The sequence below is a fragment of the Pseudomonas sp. IPO3774 genome, from assembly GCF_013386835.1.
GTDB lineage: Bacteria > Pseudomonadota > Gammaproteobacteria > Pseudomonadales > Pseudomonadaceae > Aquipseudomonas.
The window spans coordinates 76,184-92,500 of sequence record NZ_JACAQY010000068.1 but is presented as its reverse complement, the minus strand read 5'-3'; the positions used below and the strand labels follow the sequence as shown (position 1 = coordinate 92,500).

Below are 16,317 nucleotides of genomic sequence, written 5' to 3'. Positions count from 1 at the left end.
CTTGGAACCTGAGACCGCCCTTTTCCTTTTCAACGATTGTTAGCGCAACCTGTCATCGGTGACGTGTTGATACCACTATTTACAGTACCGATGGATTTTCGAGTAGCGTAACTACCAGGTCGGCCGAGTAAGATGAGGTGCTGTATTTGTGATTGGACGTGGGGGACTGTCAGTCATCTCTCCAGGGATCGAATTTGTCACCATACCTACCGTGTAAGGCGCGATTGCGCTCGATCCGCCTGATCCACTGATCGTAGTCCTCGGGCAACGCGGCGAGGCTGGCCAGCTCGCGGTATTCGCCAAGCGTAACCACACCATAAATGGCGCGATTGTCTTTTACATAGAGGTCGGTCATTCCCACCCGCATATGGCCATATTTTTCTACGTCATCGGCGTAGATGTCCTCTAGGCTGAGGTATCCCATATCGAACTCCAGGCTAAGAATGTATTCGCTGAATAGCACTGCCTGTACGCTCCGCAATGTTCAAAGCCACCGATAGAGCGCAATATCATTGAAGTCGTCCCTTCGCGCCAGCGCCTACAAAAGCCCGCCAACAGCAGGCGGTTAGGCGTGCGCATGGTAGGTTAGACAGAGACGTAACTGTTGTGAGAATTCGCTTTGAACACACCAAACGCACATGCCGATTTCAATACCTTGATCAACGCACCGAAATCTTCCGACGACCCTGTTGGTCACCGGCAGAAACAGCGGTGGCAGCTCATCGCTGAAGACATCTACAAAAGCACGTCCGTCGATACATTGCTCGAAGCAAGGGGCAGAGCCGAAGGCTACATCCACGGTCTTGTAGACGCTGGGCATTTGTCGACGAGAGATACCGACCGCGACTACCTCATATTGAGCATCGTCCAACGGCGGCGTGATTTTTTGCAAAAACTGCTGAACAAGTTCGGCTACTAAACTGAGGTCTGTGCCGAAACGTTCCTCGAGTACAAAGGTACTTTCTCACCATGATTTAAAGACTGTCGGCGGAATCGAGTAGCTTGAGAAAACTCGCTCTGCCGAGGTCTCGCTTGAAGCTAGCGATGACGTAGTTACCGTCTTGGGTTTCGAGCATCCAAAACCGCCCTTCTTTCCTCGCTGACTGAATTTTACCTGTCCGGAGAATAGAACCATCCGCCCTATGGTGCGTATCGTCACGCTCAGAGTGGTCGAAGGAAACGCCCAGGCATGTGTCATCCGCGATGAGACCGTCGCTAATGAAAGCAGTGACTGGCACCGTGTATTTTCGAAGGCTTGCTCGCACCAAGCGACTCATCTGAAAGTCGCTTAAATCTTTACTGTGGAACTCCAACTCAGTTACTTCAGGCATCAAACCCAAGCTCCAAAACGATTCTGTCTAAATTGTCTGCGAGCTTCGCTCACCCTGCTTTCATCGAAAAAGCAGTACCAATGCTGGCCTCTTTCCTCAGTCCTGGCCCGAGGAGGAGATAGACCGTACCTTTGGTTTCAAACATGCAGCCTTCAGCGAAGGATTTTCCGAAATTGCTGCGTACCCACATGCCGGGTTGAAACCGATTTCGACTATCAAAAACGACTTCATGCGCGAACAAAGTCGCGGGCAGTAGACCTAGCCCAATGACCTTTTCTCTCTCAACGGGATTAACCGTTAGGTCGATAAAAATCCACTGTTTAACTACACAGAACGCTTTGCCGGGGAACGTCTTTGCTGCCAAAGAGATTAGGTCTTCTTGTGAGCCTTCCCAGCCAGCAACCTCTTCCCCGGCGCCGTAAAAAAGTTGCGAGATTTCATCTAAAGTCACCATCGAAAAACTCCTTCTCGTTGAGCGCGGGCAGTAAAGCGAGCGTGGCCACTGACCTATCAAAGCAATCAAAGATCAATCAACAAATCAGGATCAAAGCCAGTGCTCTGCCCTGGATAACCTCTTGGGTTGGAGACCACGCGGCACCCACTTTGGGTAAATCTGGCTGCTATGTGGGTGTGCCCGTAGACCCACAGATCGGACTTGCCCACGAGCTCCGGCCAGTCATTGGCATAAGCAGCGATCAAGTGCGCGGGAAGATCATCACCGACGTGATCTAACATCGGCGCATGGTGCGTAACTACGACGGTTTTGCCATCGAACGGCTTGTCCAGCTCCTGTGTGAGCCAGGCATATGCTGCTTTGGATTTAGCGATCACGTCATCGGGACGGAGGCGCCGGTATCTCTCATCTGTTCTGATGACGGTGAAGTCGTTCATACAATCCCAGGCGACTCGCTTTGCGGCAGTAACGTCTCCAGTAGACGAGTAATCTGTCCATGCTGTCGTAACCAAAAACCTAGTTTGATTCAAGATCAAGACTTCGTTTTCGAGGACGTGAACATGTGGAGCTGCAGCGTCCTTCATCTTCCGCAGCGTGTGATCAATGTGGCCGCCGTAGTACTCATGATTTCCGCAGACATAGATCACAGGGCAGTGGAAGAACTCGTTAGCCCATTTCACGCCACGCGATTTGATATCAATGTCGCCGGCGAGGATGACTACGTCAGCGTCGCTTGGCATGGGATCAAACCGAGCGAACTCGAGGTGTAGATCTGAATAAATTTGGATCTTCATGGATTAACCTGCTGCCATTGTAGTGGCAGAGCGACTTGGGGTCTGATAGTTGGTGCTATGGAAATGCTTCCCGGCGGCAGTCATGGCGTCGTAGATCGTTCGAATATTTCTGAGCAAGCCTGCGTCGATCTCGCCGGGCGAGCTGCTGTAAATTGCTCCGGTATCGACTTTATGAAGCAGTACGCACTCACCTTTTCTGTCATAGCCGACGATCACACTGATCAACTTTTCCATACGCTCTAAAGAACTTCCGTTCATGCAAGGGGGAGTCACAATCTGAACCACCTCAATCGTGTGCTCTGGGCTCCGCTGAGAGAGTAGGTGGGCCAGCATAGAAGGGTCTGATGGCATCAATTTTTTGAACCGAGTCCTAGCTCCTTCACAAATGCGAAAGCGAACGTGATACCAGAATTCTTCGGGGTCTCGCTCGATCATCCGCCAAGCCGTGCGGCCAGGCCCGGGAAAGCCCGGTAGGCCGACAAGACAAGTTTCATCTGAAATAAACATGATGGTTATATCCGTAACATCAATATTTCGGTTTGAGTGCTCTTAAGGCGTGACTGACGCAATTCGCCATTCACGCTCAGAGGCGCTTCCTATGCAGCTAAACGGTCTGGGAATAGGAGTATTCGACCAAAAGGACTGAGGTCAGGCCGACGTTTTGCGTCTATTCGCCAGGTGTCAATTTATGCCTAATGTTTTTTGTTGCATCCATGATGGAACTGTGTTGAAGACAGGATGGTGATCACGATATCAGACCCATCAGACCTATGTACAGAGTAGCTGGGTCAAAAATTTGCAGGCCTTATCCTCCGTTTTGAGGACAAGTCGTCATGCTGGCTCAGAGTCTTGCGGTGGTGCTTCGCGCGCTACGAAAAACTAGAGAGCTCACTCAGGAACGACTCCCCTCTAGTAGGAGCTACGCCTTTGCGCTGGAGGCAGGCACGCCGAAAAATATATCGCTTGGCAAGCTACGGGAGCTTTCAAGAAGCCTTGAGATCACGCCCTTGGCGCTTATGGTGTTGTGCGAGTCTATCGAGAGTGAACAGGACACTTTGGATGTTATAGGCAAACTGAAGGAGGAGCTTCGTCATCTCAGCTTGTTAGGCCTAGATGAGAAAATACGCAAGGAGCAGCAAAGCTCCAGCCTCGTATCAAAAGCTAAAGCTCGCGAAATCGCTGAAAGCAAGAGACTCGCCGTTAAGCGTCTCAAAGAGGAAGGTAAATCAAGAAAGGAAGTTGCCGAAGCCTTGGGTCTTTCTAAGTCATCTGTCCAGAGGTTCTGGGTTTGATTGTTTCCAGCAATTCAGCTGGATTCAAGTCATCGCTGGAAAGATCCGCCTATCGAATGAATCGCGCCAAAAGCTGACAGAAGAAAAGATCGAAGCCCTTCTACAGGCGGGTTTGGATCAGAAGACTATGACTAAAAACCTTGAGCTCAGCACGGCTACTGTTTCCAGATACTGCAAAAAAATCAGGGAGAAAATAGCATCTAGGCCCACCGTCTCATCCCGCTGACTCGGCGCCCAACTCTCTCCGAAATATCTCCTTGATGCGCCCATGCTAGGCATGCAGTCGGGCGATCCACCGCCAGAGAAATTCTTCTATTAGTCATAGACGAATTGGATGCTATCGAGCTACTGAATGCCTCACTCCCTACGCAGCCCGAGAAGCTGCCTCATCCGCAGACCGTGGCAGCGGCGAAAAAATGGAAGGCAATACAGGAGCTTAAAAAGGAGGGACGCAGCCAAGCTGAGGTGAGAGAGATTTTGGGACTGCCGAAATCAACAGTGGGAAGGTTGTGGCACAAGAAAAGTTCATAAACTCAACGCTCAATTCTCCTTAGGTCTCTTTCTCTCAGCTCGCTAAGTACTCTCCAATTTGTTCGGGAGTAATTGCGCCATCTGTACCGGCGGGTGCTTAAGAACACGACTCAAGTAGACAAAGTTCATCCAACTTTGATTGAAGAAGATCATAGACACACTGTATTTATAAACAGTTAAAATCAATTGCTATTTCACGCGTAAGTCCTAGACCAGTCGCTGGCCATTTGATAGCGTCACCGTACGCGGTGCCAGAGCACCCCTATGCGATAGCTGAGGCCCTATCAGGGCAGCTCGGAAATGGACTAATCGATACGCGTGGCAAGGCAGACGAGCTTTTGATTATCACACCAGTAGGCTCATTCAACGGAACGACCTGGGAGGCGACGCTGCAGCTCGTCTTGAAGTCAAAATTTGGCGCCGATGGCTACCAGCACGTCCCGGCCACGCCAGGTGATTTCGGTATTGAGGGTTTTACCAAGCATACCGGGCTTGCGTTTCAGTGCTATTGCCCAGACACACACTATGAGCAGAAAGAACTCAATAAGAAGCAGCAAGACAAAATCACACGAGATCTCAAGAAGCTGAAAGACAACGAGGTCAGTCTTAGAGGGATTTTAGGCAGTACCAAAATCAAAGATTGGTACTTTATTACCCCCGCAATCGCTCACAATGCACTACTGACCCACGCACAGAGAAAACAGGATGAAGTCAGGGGCTGGAAATTGCCTCACTTGGATGAAAATTTTACTGTACTGGTTCATGACGTCGGATTTTACATCAAAGAGATAAACCAGCACCGTATATCCACTGGAGTACCAATAACTATCGGAATGGACAACCACTCAATTCCGAAAGTTAACGAGGACGCTACCGCATACGATGAAAATCTGGAGCGAAAGACTCAACTTCGAATGTCTGATAAGGGTGAGCGTGCAGTTGCTATTCTCTTAACCAAGACCAAAGATGCCTTTTTGGATCATGACAGCTACTTCCACAAACTGTATGAAAGCTCTCCCCAGACCTATTTTCAAGTGGCGAAAACCCTCAAGGGCTTCGAAGAGAATGTCGAGGAGTGGAGCCTGAGCACCTCCGACCACCCAGATAAACTGGTCGAGATGATCAAAGATCGATTATCTGATCGACTGATGGGTGATGAACGTTTACAGATAGATGGGACACTCACGGACGACATAGTGCGCAGAACTGTCGCTCGTTGGCTCGCAGTCTGCCAATTGGACTTTTATAGCTGATGGCAACAATCAAATTCACTCCAAGGCCAACGCCGGTTCTAACCGAGCTCAGACCCATATACAAAATTTCCCAAGCGCTGCTCATACTCCATATCTGTGGACATGCAAAAAAGTGCAGCCTGGTTAAACTGCACCTGATGCACTGGGCAATAAAAATGCCTCGGCGTATCGAAACGATGATACTTGCTGCGAAACTCGGACAGATTAATCTCCCTGTTTGGGGATTTGATCCAGCGTTGTCAATTGCCCTTCATCTCGCTTTTAGGGATGGCCTCATCGAGCCTACTGCTAACGGATTCAGATTAGTGGCCAAAGGGCAGGAGTTTGTGAAGGACATCATGAGCGATGGCACAGTCATGATGGAAGAGAAGTCCGCACTTCTGAAAATTGGCAGGAAAATCACAGAAGGTATGGTCAAGACCATGTCCAAGGAATGGGAATAGCCTTGTTTATTAAATGCATTAAAATCGCAATCGAAACCACTGATGGACCGTTTGGCTTTTTGGCAAAGTTCGACCGTAACCTCAACATCATTCGTGGCCGGAACTCGTCGGGTAAAAGTACGATTGTTCACAGCATTCTCTACGCTCTGGGCATGGAGGAATTGCTGGGTGCGCAGAATTCTGACGCCCTCACCTATGTGCTCAAAGACCACGTCGAGTTTGACCAAGAAAAGCATGGGATCACGCGCTCCATGGTGATAATGGAGCTCGAATCGAATGGCAAGACCATCACCGTCACGAGGAAGATTAAGGAAGCCGGTGTAAACCCGAAGCTAGTCGAGATCCAGGAATGCGCCGCCCTGACCGAAGGTGAAACAGCTCCGATTCTTTATCGTTTCCTCCATGACGGTGGCAGCGCTCAAATCAGAGAGGGATTCTATACCTACCTCGAAGAGTTCCTGGGTCTCAAGCTTCCCATGGTGCCCCATACCAACGGAAAACAGGTAAAGCTCTATCTGCAATATATCTTCGCTGCGATGGCCATTGAGCAAAAGCGTGGCTGGACTGACTACATTGCCAACCTCCCCTACTTTGGAGTGCGGGAGGCTAGGATCAAGATTGTCGACTTCTTAGTAGGCACGAACGTATTTGAGATGGATGCAAAGCGTGCACGGCTTGATCATGAGTCCTTGATGCTGAACACGTCGTGGCAAGATGTTTATCGGACTATTACCAACGATGCGCTCAAGAACTCGATCAAGGTTCAAAACTTGCCGAGATCACCAACTGTAGAGTTTCTCTCCGACGGGGTGACCTACCATAAAACCACGCTACAGGGTTTGGTTAATTTGGATCAGTTCAAAAGTAATCAGATTCAGGCACTGCATAAACTCACTCAAGATGAACTTAAGTGGAAGGATGCGCTACCGGCCGAAACTCTCAAGATTGTTGAACAAGAAACAAATAATCTTCAAGAGTTGTCTGTGGCATATGAGAGCTGTTTAGGCGAGCTAACCCTCCACCGTGCAGCGCGAAATGCCAACGCATTTCACCAAAGGCAGGCGGAGGAAGAGCTCTCCAAAAATAAGGCTGCTCAGAAGCTCATTCGGTACGGTGCATCGTTGAAACTTGAAACGGCCAAGGACGTTTGCCCAGCATGCTATCAGAATATCGGTCATTCCCTGACCGATCTACATGAAAGCACCCCTCATATGGATATTGAGACGAACATTGCTTACCTGCAGTCTCAGATCAAGATGCTAGAGCGGGATACTGCGGGCATAGAGCAGTCGTTAAAGGAAACTACCGTAGTTAGCGAAGAACTTGCAAAAAGAATAATTACATCTAAGGCAAGACTGCGAGCACTTAAAGCCGACCTAACGACAAATTCTGTTGTGTCGAAGGCAAACCTGCGCCAGCAACTCCAGATTGAAATGAGCATCGAAGAAATTTCTCAATTCCTCCAGCGCAATGAGGAACTACTGGAGCGCCTTGTCGAGCTTTCTGCCCAATTCTCGAAAAACCAGGAGGACAGAGCGGCCTTGCCGAAAGATCACTATTCTGAAGACGATCTTGCGAAATATGAGCTGTTTGCAAAGATTTTCAGATCAAATGTGAGTTCGTTTGACTATCACAGTGCACCTGTTAATGACATTAAGTTCAACGTGGAAAATCTTCTTCCAGAACTCGCCAAAATTGAGCTGAGGGAAATCTATAAGAAAGATTTCAGTGAAGATAAAAAGGCATCCGCTTCAAGCACATCTAAAACCAGCTCCAACATTGCAAGGGAATCCAGCGCGAGTGACTTTGTGCGCCTCATTTGGAGTTACATCGTGACGCTTTATCAGACGTCCGCACATTTCACAGTCAACGGAAATCATCCCGGCTTTATCTTGATGGACGAGCCTGGGCAGCACTCGATGGCGACGAAAAGTCAATTGGCGTTGCTCCAAAAGCTTTCCTCAGAGAAGAACCTACAGAGCATTGTTGCAGCGTCTTTTGATGACAGCGAAGCGGCGTATCGTGAAGCCACGCACAATGTTCAGTTCAAGCTCATTCACTTGGGCGACAAGGCCATCGTGCCGAATGGGGATACGATGCTGGTAGGGGGCTAAGGTGGCGACCATCTTCGCAACCAGGCTGGGCCAGCGTCAGCTTCTTTGGCCGCTACCCATTCGAATCAAAATTCTACTTTGATCATTCGTGGACTCAAAGTCAGTCCATTGAAAAAAAATATTGATGGACTGATGAAAACTTTTAACTTGTTGTTTTATAAGAATTTTATTCAGTCCATCAGGATATATGTATCGACTGCAGTCCTGCCACACCAACAAATGCCCCACCGGAGTGGCCACCCAGGACCCGTTGCGCCAGCGCGCACTGGTGGTGCCGGACAAGGCCCAGCGCGTGTTCAACTTCCACCGCAACACGTTGAAGGCCCTGGCCGAAATGCTCGCTGCCGCCGGTCTCGACCACCCTTCGCAACTGTCGGCCAAGCACCTGGTGCGGCGCATGTCGGCCACCGAGATCAAGCTGTTCTCGCAGTTGCATGTGTTCCTGAAACCTGGCGAATTGCTCACCGGCGAAGTGAACGGCGAGTTTTATTCGCGCATGTGGCAGATGGCGCGGGCGGACAGTTTTGAGCCGAATGAAATCGCCGCGGCCTGAGCCCGCACTGAACAACCCCGCTGAACCGGACCACCGAACGGCATCGTTGAAATAAGGAGCCTCACCATGCCGTTACTCGACTTCACCGCCCTTGCCGCCCAACTGCCGGACACCTGGAAATCCACCCGCGTGGGCCAGGTCGGCCCGGCGCGGATCAAGGTGCTGCGCATGGATGCACAGGCTTATGAAGAAGAAACCCACGACTACAACGAAGGGCTGTTGGTGATCGACGGCCTTTTGCGCCTGTCTATTGGCGAGGAGGCCATCGACGTCGGCGCCGGTCAGATGTACCTGGTTGAAGCCGGCATCGCCCACGCGGTACTCGCCGGCAGCCAAGGCACGCTGGTGATCATCGACGTTTAAACAAAGCGATGAGACATTCAGCAAAAAACTCAGCTTTGCAATTGCTTACAAATACCGCCAACCTGCGCCCGCCCGACGTACGGCTCGACTGAAGCCGTCGTCCACTTGTCATTACTAAACCCCTTGTTCAAGAGCCCGCTGCCATGTTGAACGGACGCGACCCGCGCATCGATTTTTTTCGGGGCCTGGCGTTGATCTTTATTTTCTGGGATCACGTGCCCCACAACCCTCTGGGCCAGATCACCTTGCGCAACTTCGGTTTCAGCGACGCGGCGGAGGTCTTCGTGTTCCTGGCCGGTTATGCGGCCGTGCTGGCCTACGGCAAGATCCTGCAGCGCGACGGTTATCTGATCGCCTGCGTGAAGATCTGGCGGCGCACCTGGGTGCTGTACGTGGTGCACATCTTCCTGCTCGCGATGCTGATGGGCATCGTGTTCTTCGCCAACAGCCATGTGGAAACCCGCGACCTCGTTGAAGAGATGGGCCTGACGCACTTCGTCACCCATCCCCAGCAAGCCCTAGTGGATGAACTGCTGTTGCGCTTCAAACCCAACCTGATGGACCCGTTGCCGCTGTACATCGTGCTGCTGGGTTGCCTGCCGCTGGTGTTGCCGCTGCTGTTGCGCAAGACCTGGGCGGTGGTGGCTGTTTCGCTGGCGGTGTACTTGCTGGCGCCGCACCTGGGCTGGAACCTGGCGGCGATTGCCGACGGCGTGTGGTACTTCAACCCGGTGACCTGGCAGTTGCTGTTTGTGCTGGGCGGCGCGGCGGCGATTCATGCCGGGCAACCCCGCCCTGTCGAGACTCGGCGCCTGTTGCGTCAGCCATTGTTCGTCGCTGCGGCGGTGTATGCGCTGGTGGCGGGGGTTCTCACGCTCTCGTGGCGCTGGCCGGAAATCCACGACGCGCTGATGCCGTCGGCGCTCAGTGACCTGCTGTACCCCATCAGCAAGACCGACCTGTCGCCCGTGCGTTTGCTGCACTTCCTGGCCCTGGCCTATGTCACCGCCAAGCTGTTGCCTGGCCACGCCTGGACGCAAAACTGGCTGGCGCAGCAAACCTGCCGCATGGGCCGCTACTCCCTGGAGGTGTTCTGCCTGGGGGTGCTGCTGGCACCGCTGGCGGACATGATCAATGCGATCACCGGCGATGCCTTCGCCATGCAAATCTTCACCGCATTGGTAGGCGCCGGGCTGATGGCGCTGCTGGGGGCCTGGCTGGATTTGAACAAACGGCTCACCCAACCGGCGCCTCCCGCCACCGCCTGAAAAACAAAAAGCCCCGTAAGGGGCTTTTTGTTGAGCGCAGGAAACTCAGCTCGCGGTGCGTGCCGCCGCTTGAGTCGGCTGCAACTTGAACACGTAGAACAACACCGTCAGCAGCACCAGGAACACCGGCCCCACGTAGAGCGCCACACGGGTGTCCGGGAAGTACGCCATCAGGCCCACCACCAGCACCAGGAACGCCAAGGCCAGGTAGGAGCTGACCGGGTACAGCCACATGCGGTATTTAAGGCCGTCACGTTCGGCCTGGGTCAGGCTCTTGCGGAACTTGAGCTGGGCCAGGAGGATCATCAGCCAGGTCCAGATCGCGCCGAAGGTAGCGATGGAAGTGACCCAGACGAAGACTTTTTCCGGGACCATGTAGTTGAGCAGCACGCCCAGCAACAGCACGAAGATCGACAGCAGCAGCGCCTTGCGCGGCACGCCGTTGCTCGAGGTGGTACCGAACGTGGCCGGGGCCTGGCCGTTCTGCGCCAGGCTGTAGAGCATGCGCCCGGTGCTGAAGATACCGCCGTTGCACGACGACAACGCTGCGGTGATCACCACGAAGTTGATGATGCCGGCGGCGGTCTTGATACCCAGGCGCTCGAAGGTCATCACGAACGGGCTGCCCTGGGTGCCGATTTCGTTCCACGGGTAGATCGACAGAATCACGAACAACGCACCGACGTAGAACAGCAGGATGCGCCAGAACACCGAGCCGATGGCACTCGGGATGGTCTTCTGCGGGTTCTTCGCTTCACCGGCGGTGAGGCCGATCATCTCCACGCCCAGGTAGGCGAACATCACCATCTGCAGGGACATCAACACACCCTGCACGCCATTGGGCATAAAGCCGCCGTGGGTCCACAGGTTGGAAATGCCCAGGGCCACGCCATCGTTGCCAAAGCCGAACGCGATGATGCCGACGCCGCCGATCACCATGGCGATGATGGTGACGATCTTGATCAGTGCGAACCAGAACTCGAACTCACCGAAGGCCTTGACCGCGATCAGGTTGATGGTGCCCATGCTGATCAGTGCTGCCAGGGCCCAGATCCAGCGGGGTGTATCGGGGAACCACACGCCCATGTACACGGCGACGGCCGTGATTTCTGCCACGCAGGTCACCAGCCACAGGAACCAATAGTTCCAGCCGGTGAGAAAGCCCGCCAGCGGGCCGAGGTAATCCTGGGCGTAGCGGCTGAACGAACCGGCCACCGGGTTGTGCACGGCCATCTCGCCGAGGGCGCGCATGATCACCAGGATCGCCAGACCGCCGATAATGTACGACAGCATGATCGCCGGGCCGGCCATTTCAATGGCCTTGGCCGAGCCTAGGAACAGGCCGACGCCGATGCATGCACCGAGGGCCATCAGGCGAATATGCCGTTCGCCGAGTTCGCGTTTCAGCGGACCGCCCTGAGCGGTCTCGCCGTGGGGCAGATGATTGCCAGCTGGCATAGGGATACAACCTCGTCTTGTTATTGGATATGAGCCACCGAGTCCGGGGCGTCATGGCGGGTCTGCCATGGCGTACCGTTGCCGGATCACCTTTTGGGTAAAACGGTCTGGCCGGGCCAGATCAGCGGGGGTGCAGTATAAAAAGCTAAACCCAGGGGTTTTCACTCTATAAACGGCAAGATTCAGCGGGAACTCTCGGTAAAGGCGCCTTTTGCGGAGGAGCATCACCTGGTTAGCGTAGGAATCATCGCCACCAAACGGCGGCGAGTATTGCACGGTAATGGTGCAGCGTCATGCCCCTACCTTTGGCGGATTTACGGGTGGGGGAGGCTCTAGCTCGACGGTTTGGGGTTATGTGGCGGGGTTATCTGTGACGAGCGGGCTTGTCTGTGGCGAGGGGGCTTGTCCCCCGTTGGGCTGCGTAGCAGCCCCAAAACCTGCCATAAGTTCTATCCAGAAAATGCGGTGTCTTTACTGGGGCTGCTGCGCAGCCCAACGGGGGACAAGCCCCCTCGCCACAGACAAGCCCGCTCGCCACAAATCTACCTTCGAGAAACACGCCGACACTGAACTGCAAGAGAGCACTCCACAGCAGCTGCTAACGTCAATTGACTACTTCCCCTCAAGGAGCAAAGGAATGCTTCATCAACCCAACTCTCATCTGTTACGCCGTGGTCGACATTCAGAATCTGGCCGTCCTTATCTGATTACCGCCGTGGTTCACAACCGGCAACCCCTGTTCAAAGACTTCCATTTGGGAAGACTACTGGTAGCAGAATTCAGGAAGACCCATGAATTGGGAATGGTCGACTCTCTGGCATGGGTCGTCATGCCTGATCACTTTCATTGGCTATTTGAGCTGCAAGGCACAACGTTGTCGCAGGCTGTGGGACGTACCAAATCCCGCAGCACCCTCACCATTAATCGCGCACGCGGCAGCAAAGAACGATTCTGGCAACTTGGCTACCATGACCGAGCAGTGCGTAGCGATGAAGACCTTCGCAAAATTGCCCGCTACATCATCGCCAATCCTCTGCGAGCGGGCCTGGTCGAACATATTGGTGACTACCCACTATGGGACGCAGCCTGGCTCTGATTTTTCCTGTGTGGAGAGGGCTTGTCTGTGGCGAGGGGGCTTGCCCCCCGTTGGGCTGCGCAGCAGCCCCAGTAAACACACCGCATTTCTTCAGGAAGATCTTCATGGCAGGTTTTGGGGCTGCTGCGCAGCCCAACGGGGGACAAGCCCCCTCGCCACAAACAGCATCACACTCACAAATCCCCCCCACTCGCCCACCACCGTCTAAGCTTCAACCAAGTCCGATCAATCTACGTAAATGGATCAATCGACTATGGGCGCTTTATGGCAAAACGCTTCGACCAAGGCTGCGGTATCCACCGATAGCCCGGATGAACAGCCGTTGCCACAAAGCCCTCCTCCCCGCCGACGGTTGTGGTGGCGGCTGTTCTGGCTGGTGCTGCTGATTGCGCTGATCGCCCTGGGCTTTGCCGCCCTGCGGGAAATGCGCACTTCAAGGTTGCAGGCCAAGACCTTCTCCGACATTGCCTCAACCCTCACCTACCAAATGCATTCGGGCCCCAGCGATGCACGGGTTTACCCTGGCGCCGGGCCCTTTGACAAGCGCCTGGGCTACAGCGCCCTCGGCGAGTTCCTGCCGCGCTTGATCAAGCGTGACTACCTGATCCAGGCTCAAGCGCGCTTCTCCCCCGACCTGATGGCCTACGCCCAGCGCGGCCTGTTCGTGCCCTACCCGGAAAAAATCCAGGCCGGCCTGACCATCACCGATTGCCGCGCCGCACCGCTGTATCAGTTCACGTATCCACAACAGTTCTACCCAAGCTTTGCGGCGATCCCGCCGGTGGTGGTCAGCAGCCTGCTGTTTATCGAAGACCGCGACCTGCTGGACCCGAAAAACCCGCAACTCAACCCGGCCGTGGATTGGCCGCGCTTTGCCAAGGCCGCCTGGTCCCAGGTGGCGAAGCTTTTGCACCTGCCCGGCCAGACGGCAGGCGGCAGTACCCTGGCCACGCAGCTGGAAAAATACCGCCACTCGCCCGACGGCCTGACCCTGTCCGGCGGCGAGAAAATCCGCCAGATGATTTCTGCCAGCGTGCGCGCGTATCAGGACGGCCCGCAAACCCTTGCCGCTCGCCAGGACATCGTGCGCGACTACCTCAACAGCGTGCCCCTGTCGGCGGTACCCGGCCATGGCGAAGTGCACGGCATGGCCGAAGGCTTGCGCGTGTGGTACGGCGCCGACTTCAACCAGACAAACGCGCTGCTCATCGGCACCGACCCCAAACAGCTGCCGCAAAAGGGTCTGGCGTTGCGCGAGGTGCTGTCGCTGATGATCGCCCAGCGTCGCCCGTCTCACTATCTGTCCAAGGGCCACAAGGAACTGGCGGACCTCACCGACAGCCACATCCGCCTGCTCGCACAAAACAACGTGATCGACCCGGCGCTGGCCAGCGCAGCCCTCGCCAGCAAAGTCACCTACCGTGACTGGCAGCAACAACCGACGATCCAGCCAATCGAAACCAACAAGGGCATCAGCGTCGCCCGCACTCGCCTGGCCGCCCTGCTCAACCAGCCGCTGTACGACCTCGATCGACTCGATCTCTCTGCCACGAGCACCTTGCAAGCCGACCTGCAAAGCCAGGCCAGCACGTACCTCAAGCAACTCGCCGACCCCGCCTTCGCCGCGCAGATCGGCCTGCTCGGGCCCACGCTGCTGACGCCCGCCAGCACCGCTCAGGTTCGCTACAGTTTCAACCTCTACGAGATGACACCCGACGGTGCCCGCGTGCGCGTGCAAACCGACAGCACCGACCAGCCATTCGACATCAACGAAGGCAGCAAGCTGGAACTGGGTTCAACCGCCAAACTGCGGGTGATGACCACCTACCTGCAAATCGTCAGCGAACTGCATGATAAATACGCTGCGACACCTGCCGCCGAGCTGCGCAAAGTCCCGGTCGAGGACACGGACCGCATTACCCGCTGGGCCCTCGATTACCTGATCCAGAACAGCGACCGCAACCTGCCGGCCATGCTCGACGCCGCCCTCAATCGCCAATACTCGGCCAACACCGGCGAAGGTTTTTTCACCGGCGGCGGCATGCACCACTTCCATAACTTCCGCAGCCAGGACAACGGTCGCAATCCCACGTTGATCGAAGCCCTGCGCGAGTCGATCAACTTGCCGTTCATTCGCCTGATGCGTGACCTGGTGCGCTACAGCACCTATCACGGTGCGAACAACAGTGCCGAGTTGCTCAAGGACGACAGTGACCCGAGGCGCCAGGAATACCTGGCCAAATTCGCCGACCGCGAAGGCACCACCTTCCTGCTCAAGTTCTGGAAGAAATACCGCAACAAGAACACCCAGGCGCGCCTCGACACCTTCCTCGACAGCATGCACCCCACCGCCATCCGCCTGGCCGCCGTACACCGCTACCTGCTGCCCAACGCCAGCCCGGCGAGTTTCAACAGCTTCGTCCGCTCGCACTTGAGCAGCGTCAAAAGCCCTGAAAAACTCACCGACGAGCGCCTCGAAAAGCTCTACCAGAATTACGGCCCCGGCGCCTACGACCTGCCTGACCAAGGCTATATCGCCAAGGTTCACCCGCTGGACCTGTGGCTGATGGGCTACCTGCTGAACAACCCTGACGCCACCTTCACCCAGGCCACCGCCGCCAGTGAACACGAGCGCCAGGAGGTTTACAGCTGGCTGTTCAAGAGCCGCCACAAGAGTGCCCGCGACAGCCGCATCCGCACCATGCTGGAGATCGAAGCGTTCCTCGATATTCACCAGCGCTGGCAAAAAGTCGGCTACCCCTTCGACCATCTGGTGCCGTCGCTTGCCACGGCCATCGGCAGCTCCGGCGACCGCCCGGCGGCCCTGGCGGAACTGGTGGGGATCATCCTCAACGATGGCGTGCGCCAGCCCACCCTGCGTATCGACAGCCTGCGCTTTGCCGCCGACACCCCGTACGAAACCCGCTTGGTCAACGACCCCAATCGCGGCAAGCGCGTGATGCCCTCCGAGGTGGCCACGGCACTCAAGGGGGCGCTGTCCCAGGTGGTGGACGCGGGCACTGCACGACGCGTGTCCGGCAGTTTCAAACTGGCGGACGGTACGCCTTTGGCCATGGGCGGCAAGACCGGTACCGGCGACAACCGGATCGAAGCCATCGGCGCCGGTGGGCGGATCCTCAGCTCCAAGGCGATCAACCGCACGGCGACCTTCGTGTTCTACATCGGCGAGCATCATTTCGGCACGCTGACCGCCTTCGTCCCCGGCGCTTCGGCCCAGGGTTTCAAGTTCACTTCGGCGTTGCCGGTACAGGTACTCAAGGGCATGGCGCCGATTCTTACGCCCTATCTGCAACCGGGCAACAACAGCTTATGCAGCGTGCGCTGATGGGCCTATCCCTGCGCTTTT

At 55.1% G+C, this 16,317-nt stretch carries 15 protein-coding genes and 1 pseudogene; 10 read left to right on the top strand and 6 right to left on the bottom strand.

All coding sequences use genetic code 11. From position 1 onward, the window contains the following. Window positions 1–169: 169 nt before the first annotated feature. Entirely contained in the window at window positions 170–424 is a 255-nt protein-coding gene (locus HYE77_RS30435) for a hypothetical protein (protein WP_177070302.1), read from the bottom strand. 195 nt (window positions 425–619) lie between these two features. Here HYE77_RS30435 and HYE77_RS30430 point away from each other — a divergent pair, with 195 nt between their 5' ends. Further along, complete coding sequence (locus tag HYE77_RS30430; RefSeq protein WP_177070300.1) at window positions 620–919, top strand: hypothetical protein; 300 nt, start codon at window positions 620–622, stop codon at window positions 917–919. Between the two features lie 55 nt (window positions 920–974). On the opposite strand, the gene HYE77_RS30425 is transcribed toward HYE77_RS30430, so the two are convergent. The 4 genes from HYE77_RS30425 to HYE77_RS30410 all read right to left on the bottom strand — a co-directional run bounded on the left by HYE77_RS30425 (window position 975) and on the right by HYE77_RS30410 (window position 3,086). Next, window positions 975–1,331, bottom strand: coding sequence for a hypothetical protein (locus HYE77_RS30425; RefSeq protein WP_256347536.1), 357 nt, complete (start codon window positions 1,329–1,331; stop codon window positions 975–977). A gap of 49 nt (window positions 1,332–1,380) precedes the next feature. Continuing rightward, the gene (locus HYE77_RS30420) at window positions 1,381–1,785 is read right to left on the bottom strand and encodes a hypothetical protein (RefSeq protein ID WP_177070298.1); all 405 of its coding nucleotides are present in this window, start codon (window positions 1,783–1,785) and stop codon (window positions 1,381–1,383) included. 65 nt (window positions 1,786–1,850) lie between these two features. Then, the gene (locus tag HYE77_RS30415) at window positions 1,851–2,579 is read right to left on the bottom strand and encodes a metallophosphoesterase family protein (protein ID WP_177070296.1); all 729 of its coding nucleotides are present in this window, start codon (window positions 2,577–2,579) and stop codon (window positions 1,851–1,853) included. Between the two features lie 3 nt (window positions 2,580–2,582). Next, a complete protein-coding gene (locus HYE77_RS30410) occupies window positions 2,583–3,086 on the bottom strand; it encodes a hypothetical protein (protein WP_177070294.1) in 504 nt (167 codons plus the stop codon). 326 nt (window positions 3,087–3,412) lie between these two features. Between HYE77_RS30410 and HYE77_RS30405 the strand changes: the two genes are divergently transcribed. The 7 genes and pseudogenes from HYE77_RS30405 (at window position 3,413) to HYE77_RS30375 (ending at window position 10,396) form a co-directional block, all read left to right on the top strand. Then, the gene (locus tag HYE77_RS30405; RefSeq protein WP_177070292.1) at window positions 3,413–3,871 is read left to right on the top strand and encodes a helix-turn-helix domain-containing protein; all 459 of its coding nucleotides are present in this window, start codon (window positions 3,413–3,415) and stop codon (window positions 3,869–3,871) included. Window positions 3,872–4,650: 779 nt separating this feature from the next. Next, the gene (locus HYE77_RS30400; protein ID WP_371321573.1) at window positions 4,651–5,655 is read left to right on the top strand and encodes a hypothetical protein; all 1,005 of its coding nucleotides are present in this window, start codon (window positions 4,651–4,653) and stop codon (window positions 5,653–5,655) included. Then, window positions 5,655–6,098: a hypothetical protein gene (locus HYE77_RS30395; RefSeq protein ID WP_177070290.1), complete on the top strand. Its 444-nt coding sequence runs from the start codon at window positions 5,655–5,657 to the stop codon at window positions 6,096–6,098. Before HYE77_RS30400 ends, HYE77_RS30395 begins: the two co-directional genes overlap by 1 nt. Then, window positions 6,089–8,212, top strand: a complete 2,124-nt coding sequence (locus HYE77_RS30390; RefSeq protein ID WP_177070288.1) for an AAA family ATPase — start codon at window positions 6,089–6,091, stop codon at window positions 8,210–8,212. Before HYE77_RS30395 ends, HYE77_RS30390 begins: the two co-directional genes overlap by 10 nt. A gap of 199 nt (window positions 8,213–8,411) precedes the next feature. Continuing rightward, window positions 8,412–8,765 (top strand): annotated as a pseudogene (locus HYE77_RS30385) (glutamate synthase-related protein); the annotation flags it as partial. 66 nt (window positions 8,766–8,831) lie between these two features. Further along, a complete protein-coding gene (locus HYE77_RS30380; RefSeq protein WP_003216439.1) occupies window positions 8,832–9,128 on the top strand; it encodes a cupin domain-containing protein in 297 nt (98 codons plus the stop codon). Between the two features lie 143 nt (window positions 9,129–9,271). After that, on the top strand, window positions 9,272–10,396 hold the full coding sequence (locus HYE77_RS30375; protein WP_177020505.1) for an OpgC family protein: 1,125 nt from the start codon (window positions 9,272–9,274) through the stop codon (window positions 10,394–10,396). A gap of 45 nt (window positions 10,397–10,441) precedes the next feature. Here HYE77_RS30375 and HYE77_RS30370 read toward each other — a convergent pair whose 3' ends face one another. Next, window positions 10,442–11,854, bottom strand: a complete 1,413-nt coding sequence (locus tag HYE77_RS30370; protein WP_003216436.1) for an amino acid permease — start codon at window positions 11,852–11,854, stop codon at window positions 10,442–10,444. A gap of 637 nt (window positions 11,855–12,491) precedes the next feature. Here HYE77_RS30370 and HYE77_RS30365 point away from each other — a divergent pair. Together HYE77_RS30365 and HYE77_RS30360 are read left to right on the top strand one after the other, a co-directional pair. Further along, window positions 12,492–12,950, top strand: coding sequence for a transposase (locus HYE77_RS30365; protein WP_032899435.1), 459 nt, complete (start codon window positions 12,492–12,494; stop codon window positions 12,948–12,950). Between the two features lie 253 nt (window positions 12,951–13,203). Beyond that, window positions 13,204–16,296 carry a transglycosylase domain-containing protein gene (locus HYE77_RS30360; RefSeq protein WP_177070286.1) on the top strand — a complete coding sequence of 1,031 codons (3,093 nt, stop codon included), beginning with the start codon at window positions 13,204–13,206 and terminating at the stop codon, window positions 16,294–16,296. The last annotated feature ends 21 nt before the right edge of the window (window positions 16,297–16,317 follow it).

Excerpts from the sequence above, each read along its gene's own strand:
- HYE77_RS30435 (WP_177070302.1), bottom strand. The coding sequence starts at position 424 with ATGGGATACCTCAGCCTAGAGGACATCTACGCCGATGACGTAGAAAAA.
- HYE77_RS30425 (WP_256347536.1), bottom strand. The coding sequence starts at position 1,331 with ATGCCTGAAGTAACTGAGTTGGAGTTCCACAGTAAAGATTTAAGCGAC.
- HYE77_RS30420 (WP_177070298.1), bottom strand. The coding sequence starts at position 1,785 with ATGGTGACTTTAGATGAAATCTCGCAACTTTTTTACGGCGCCGGGGAA.
- HYE77_RS30415 (WP_177070296.1), bottom strand. The coding sequence starts at position 2,579 with ATGAAGATCCAAATTTATTCAGATCTACACCTCGAGTTCGCTCGGTTT.
- HYE77_RS30410 (WP_177070294.1), bottom strand. The coding sequence starts at position 3,086 with ATGTTTATTTCAGATGAAACTTGTCTTGTCGGCCTACCGGGCTTTCCC.
- HYE77_RS30405 (WP_177070292.1), top strand. The coding sequence starts at position 3,413 with ATGCTGGCTCAGAGTCTTGCGGTGGTGCTTCGCGCGCTACGAAAAACT.
- HYE77_RS30395 (WP_177070290.1), top strand. The coding sequence starts at position 5,655 with ATGGCAACAATCAAATTCACTCCAAGGCCAACGCCGGTTCTAACCGAG.
- HYE77_RS30390 (WP_177070288.1), top strand. The coding sequence starts at position 6,089 with ATGGGAATAGCCTTGTTTATTAAATGCATTAAAATCGCAATCGAAACC.
- HYE77_RS30380 (WP_003216439.1), top strand. The coding sequence starts at position 8,832 with ATGCCGTTACTCGACTTCACCGCCCTTGCCGCCCAACTGCCGGACACC.
- HYE77_RS30375 (WP_177020505.1), top strand. The coding sequence starts at position 9,272 with ATGTTGAACGGACGCGACCCGCGCATCGATTTTTTTCGGGGCCTGGCG.
- HYE77_RS30370 (WP_003216436.1), bottom strand. The coding sequence starts at position 11,854 with ATGCCAGCTGGCAATCATCTGCCCCACGGCGAGACCGCTCAGGGCGGT.
- HYE77_RS30365 (WP_032899435.1), top strand. The coding sequence starts at position 12,492 with ATGCTTCATCAACCCAACTCTCATCTGTTACGCCGTGGTCGACATTCA.
- HYE77_RS30360 (WP_177070286.1), top strand. The coding sequence starts at position 13,204 with ATGGGCGCTTTATGGCAAAACGCTTCGACCAAGGCTGCGGTATCCACC.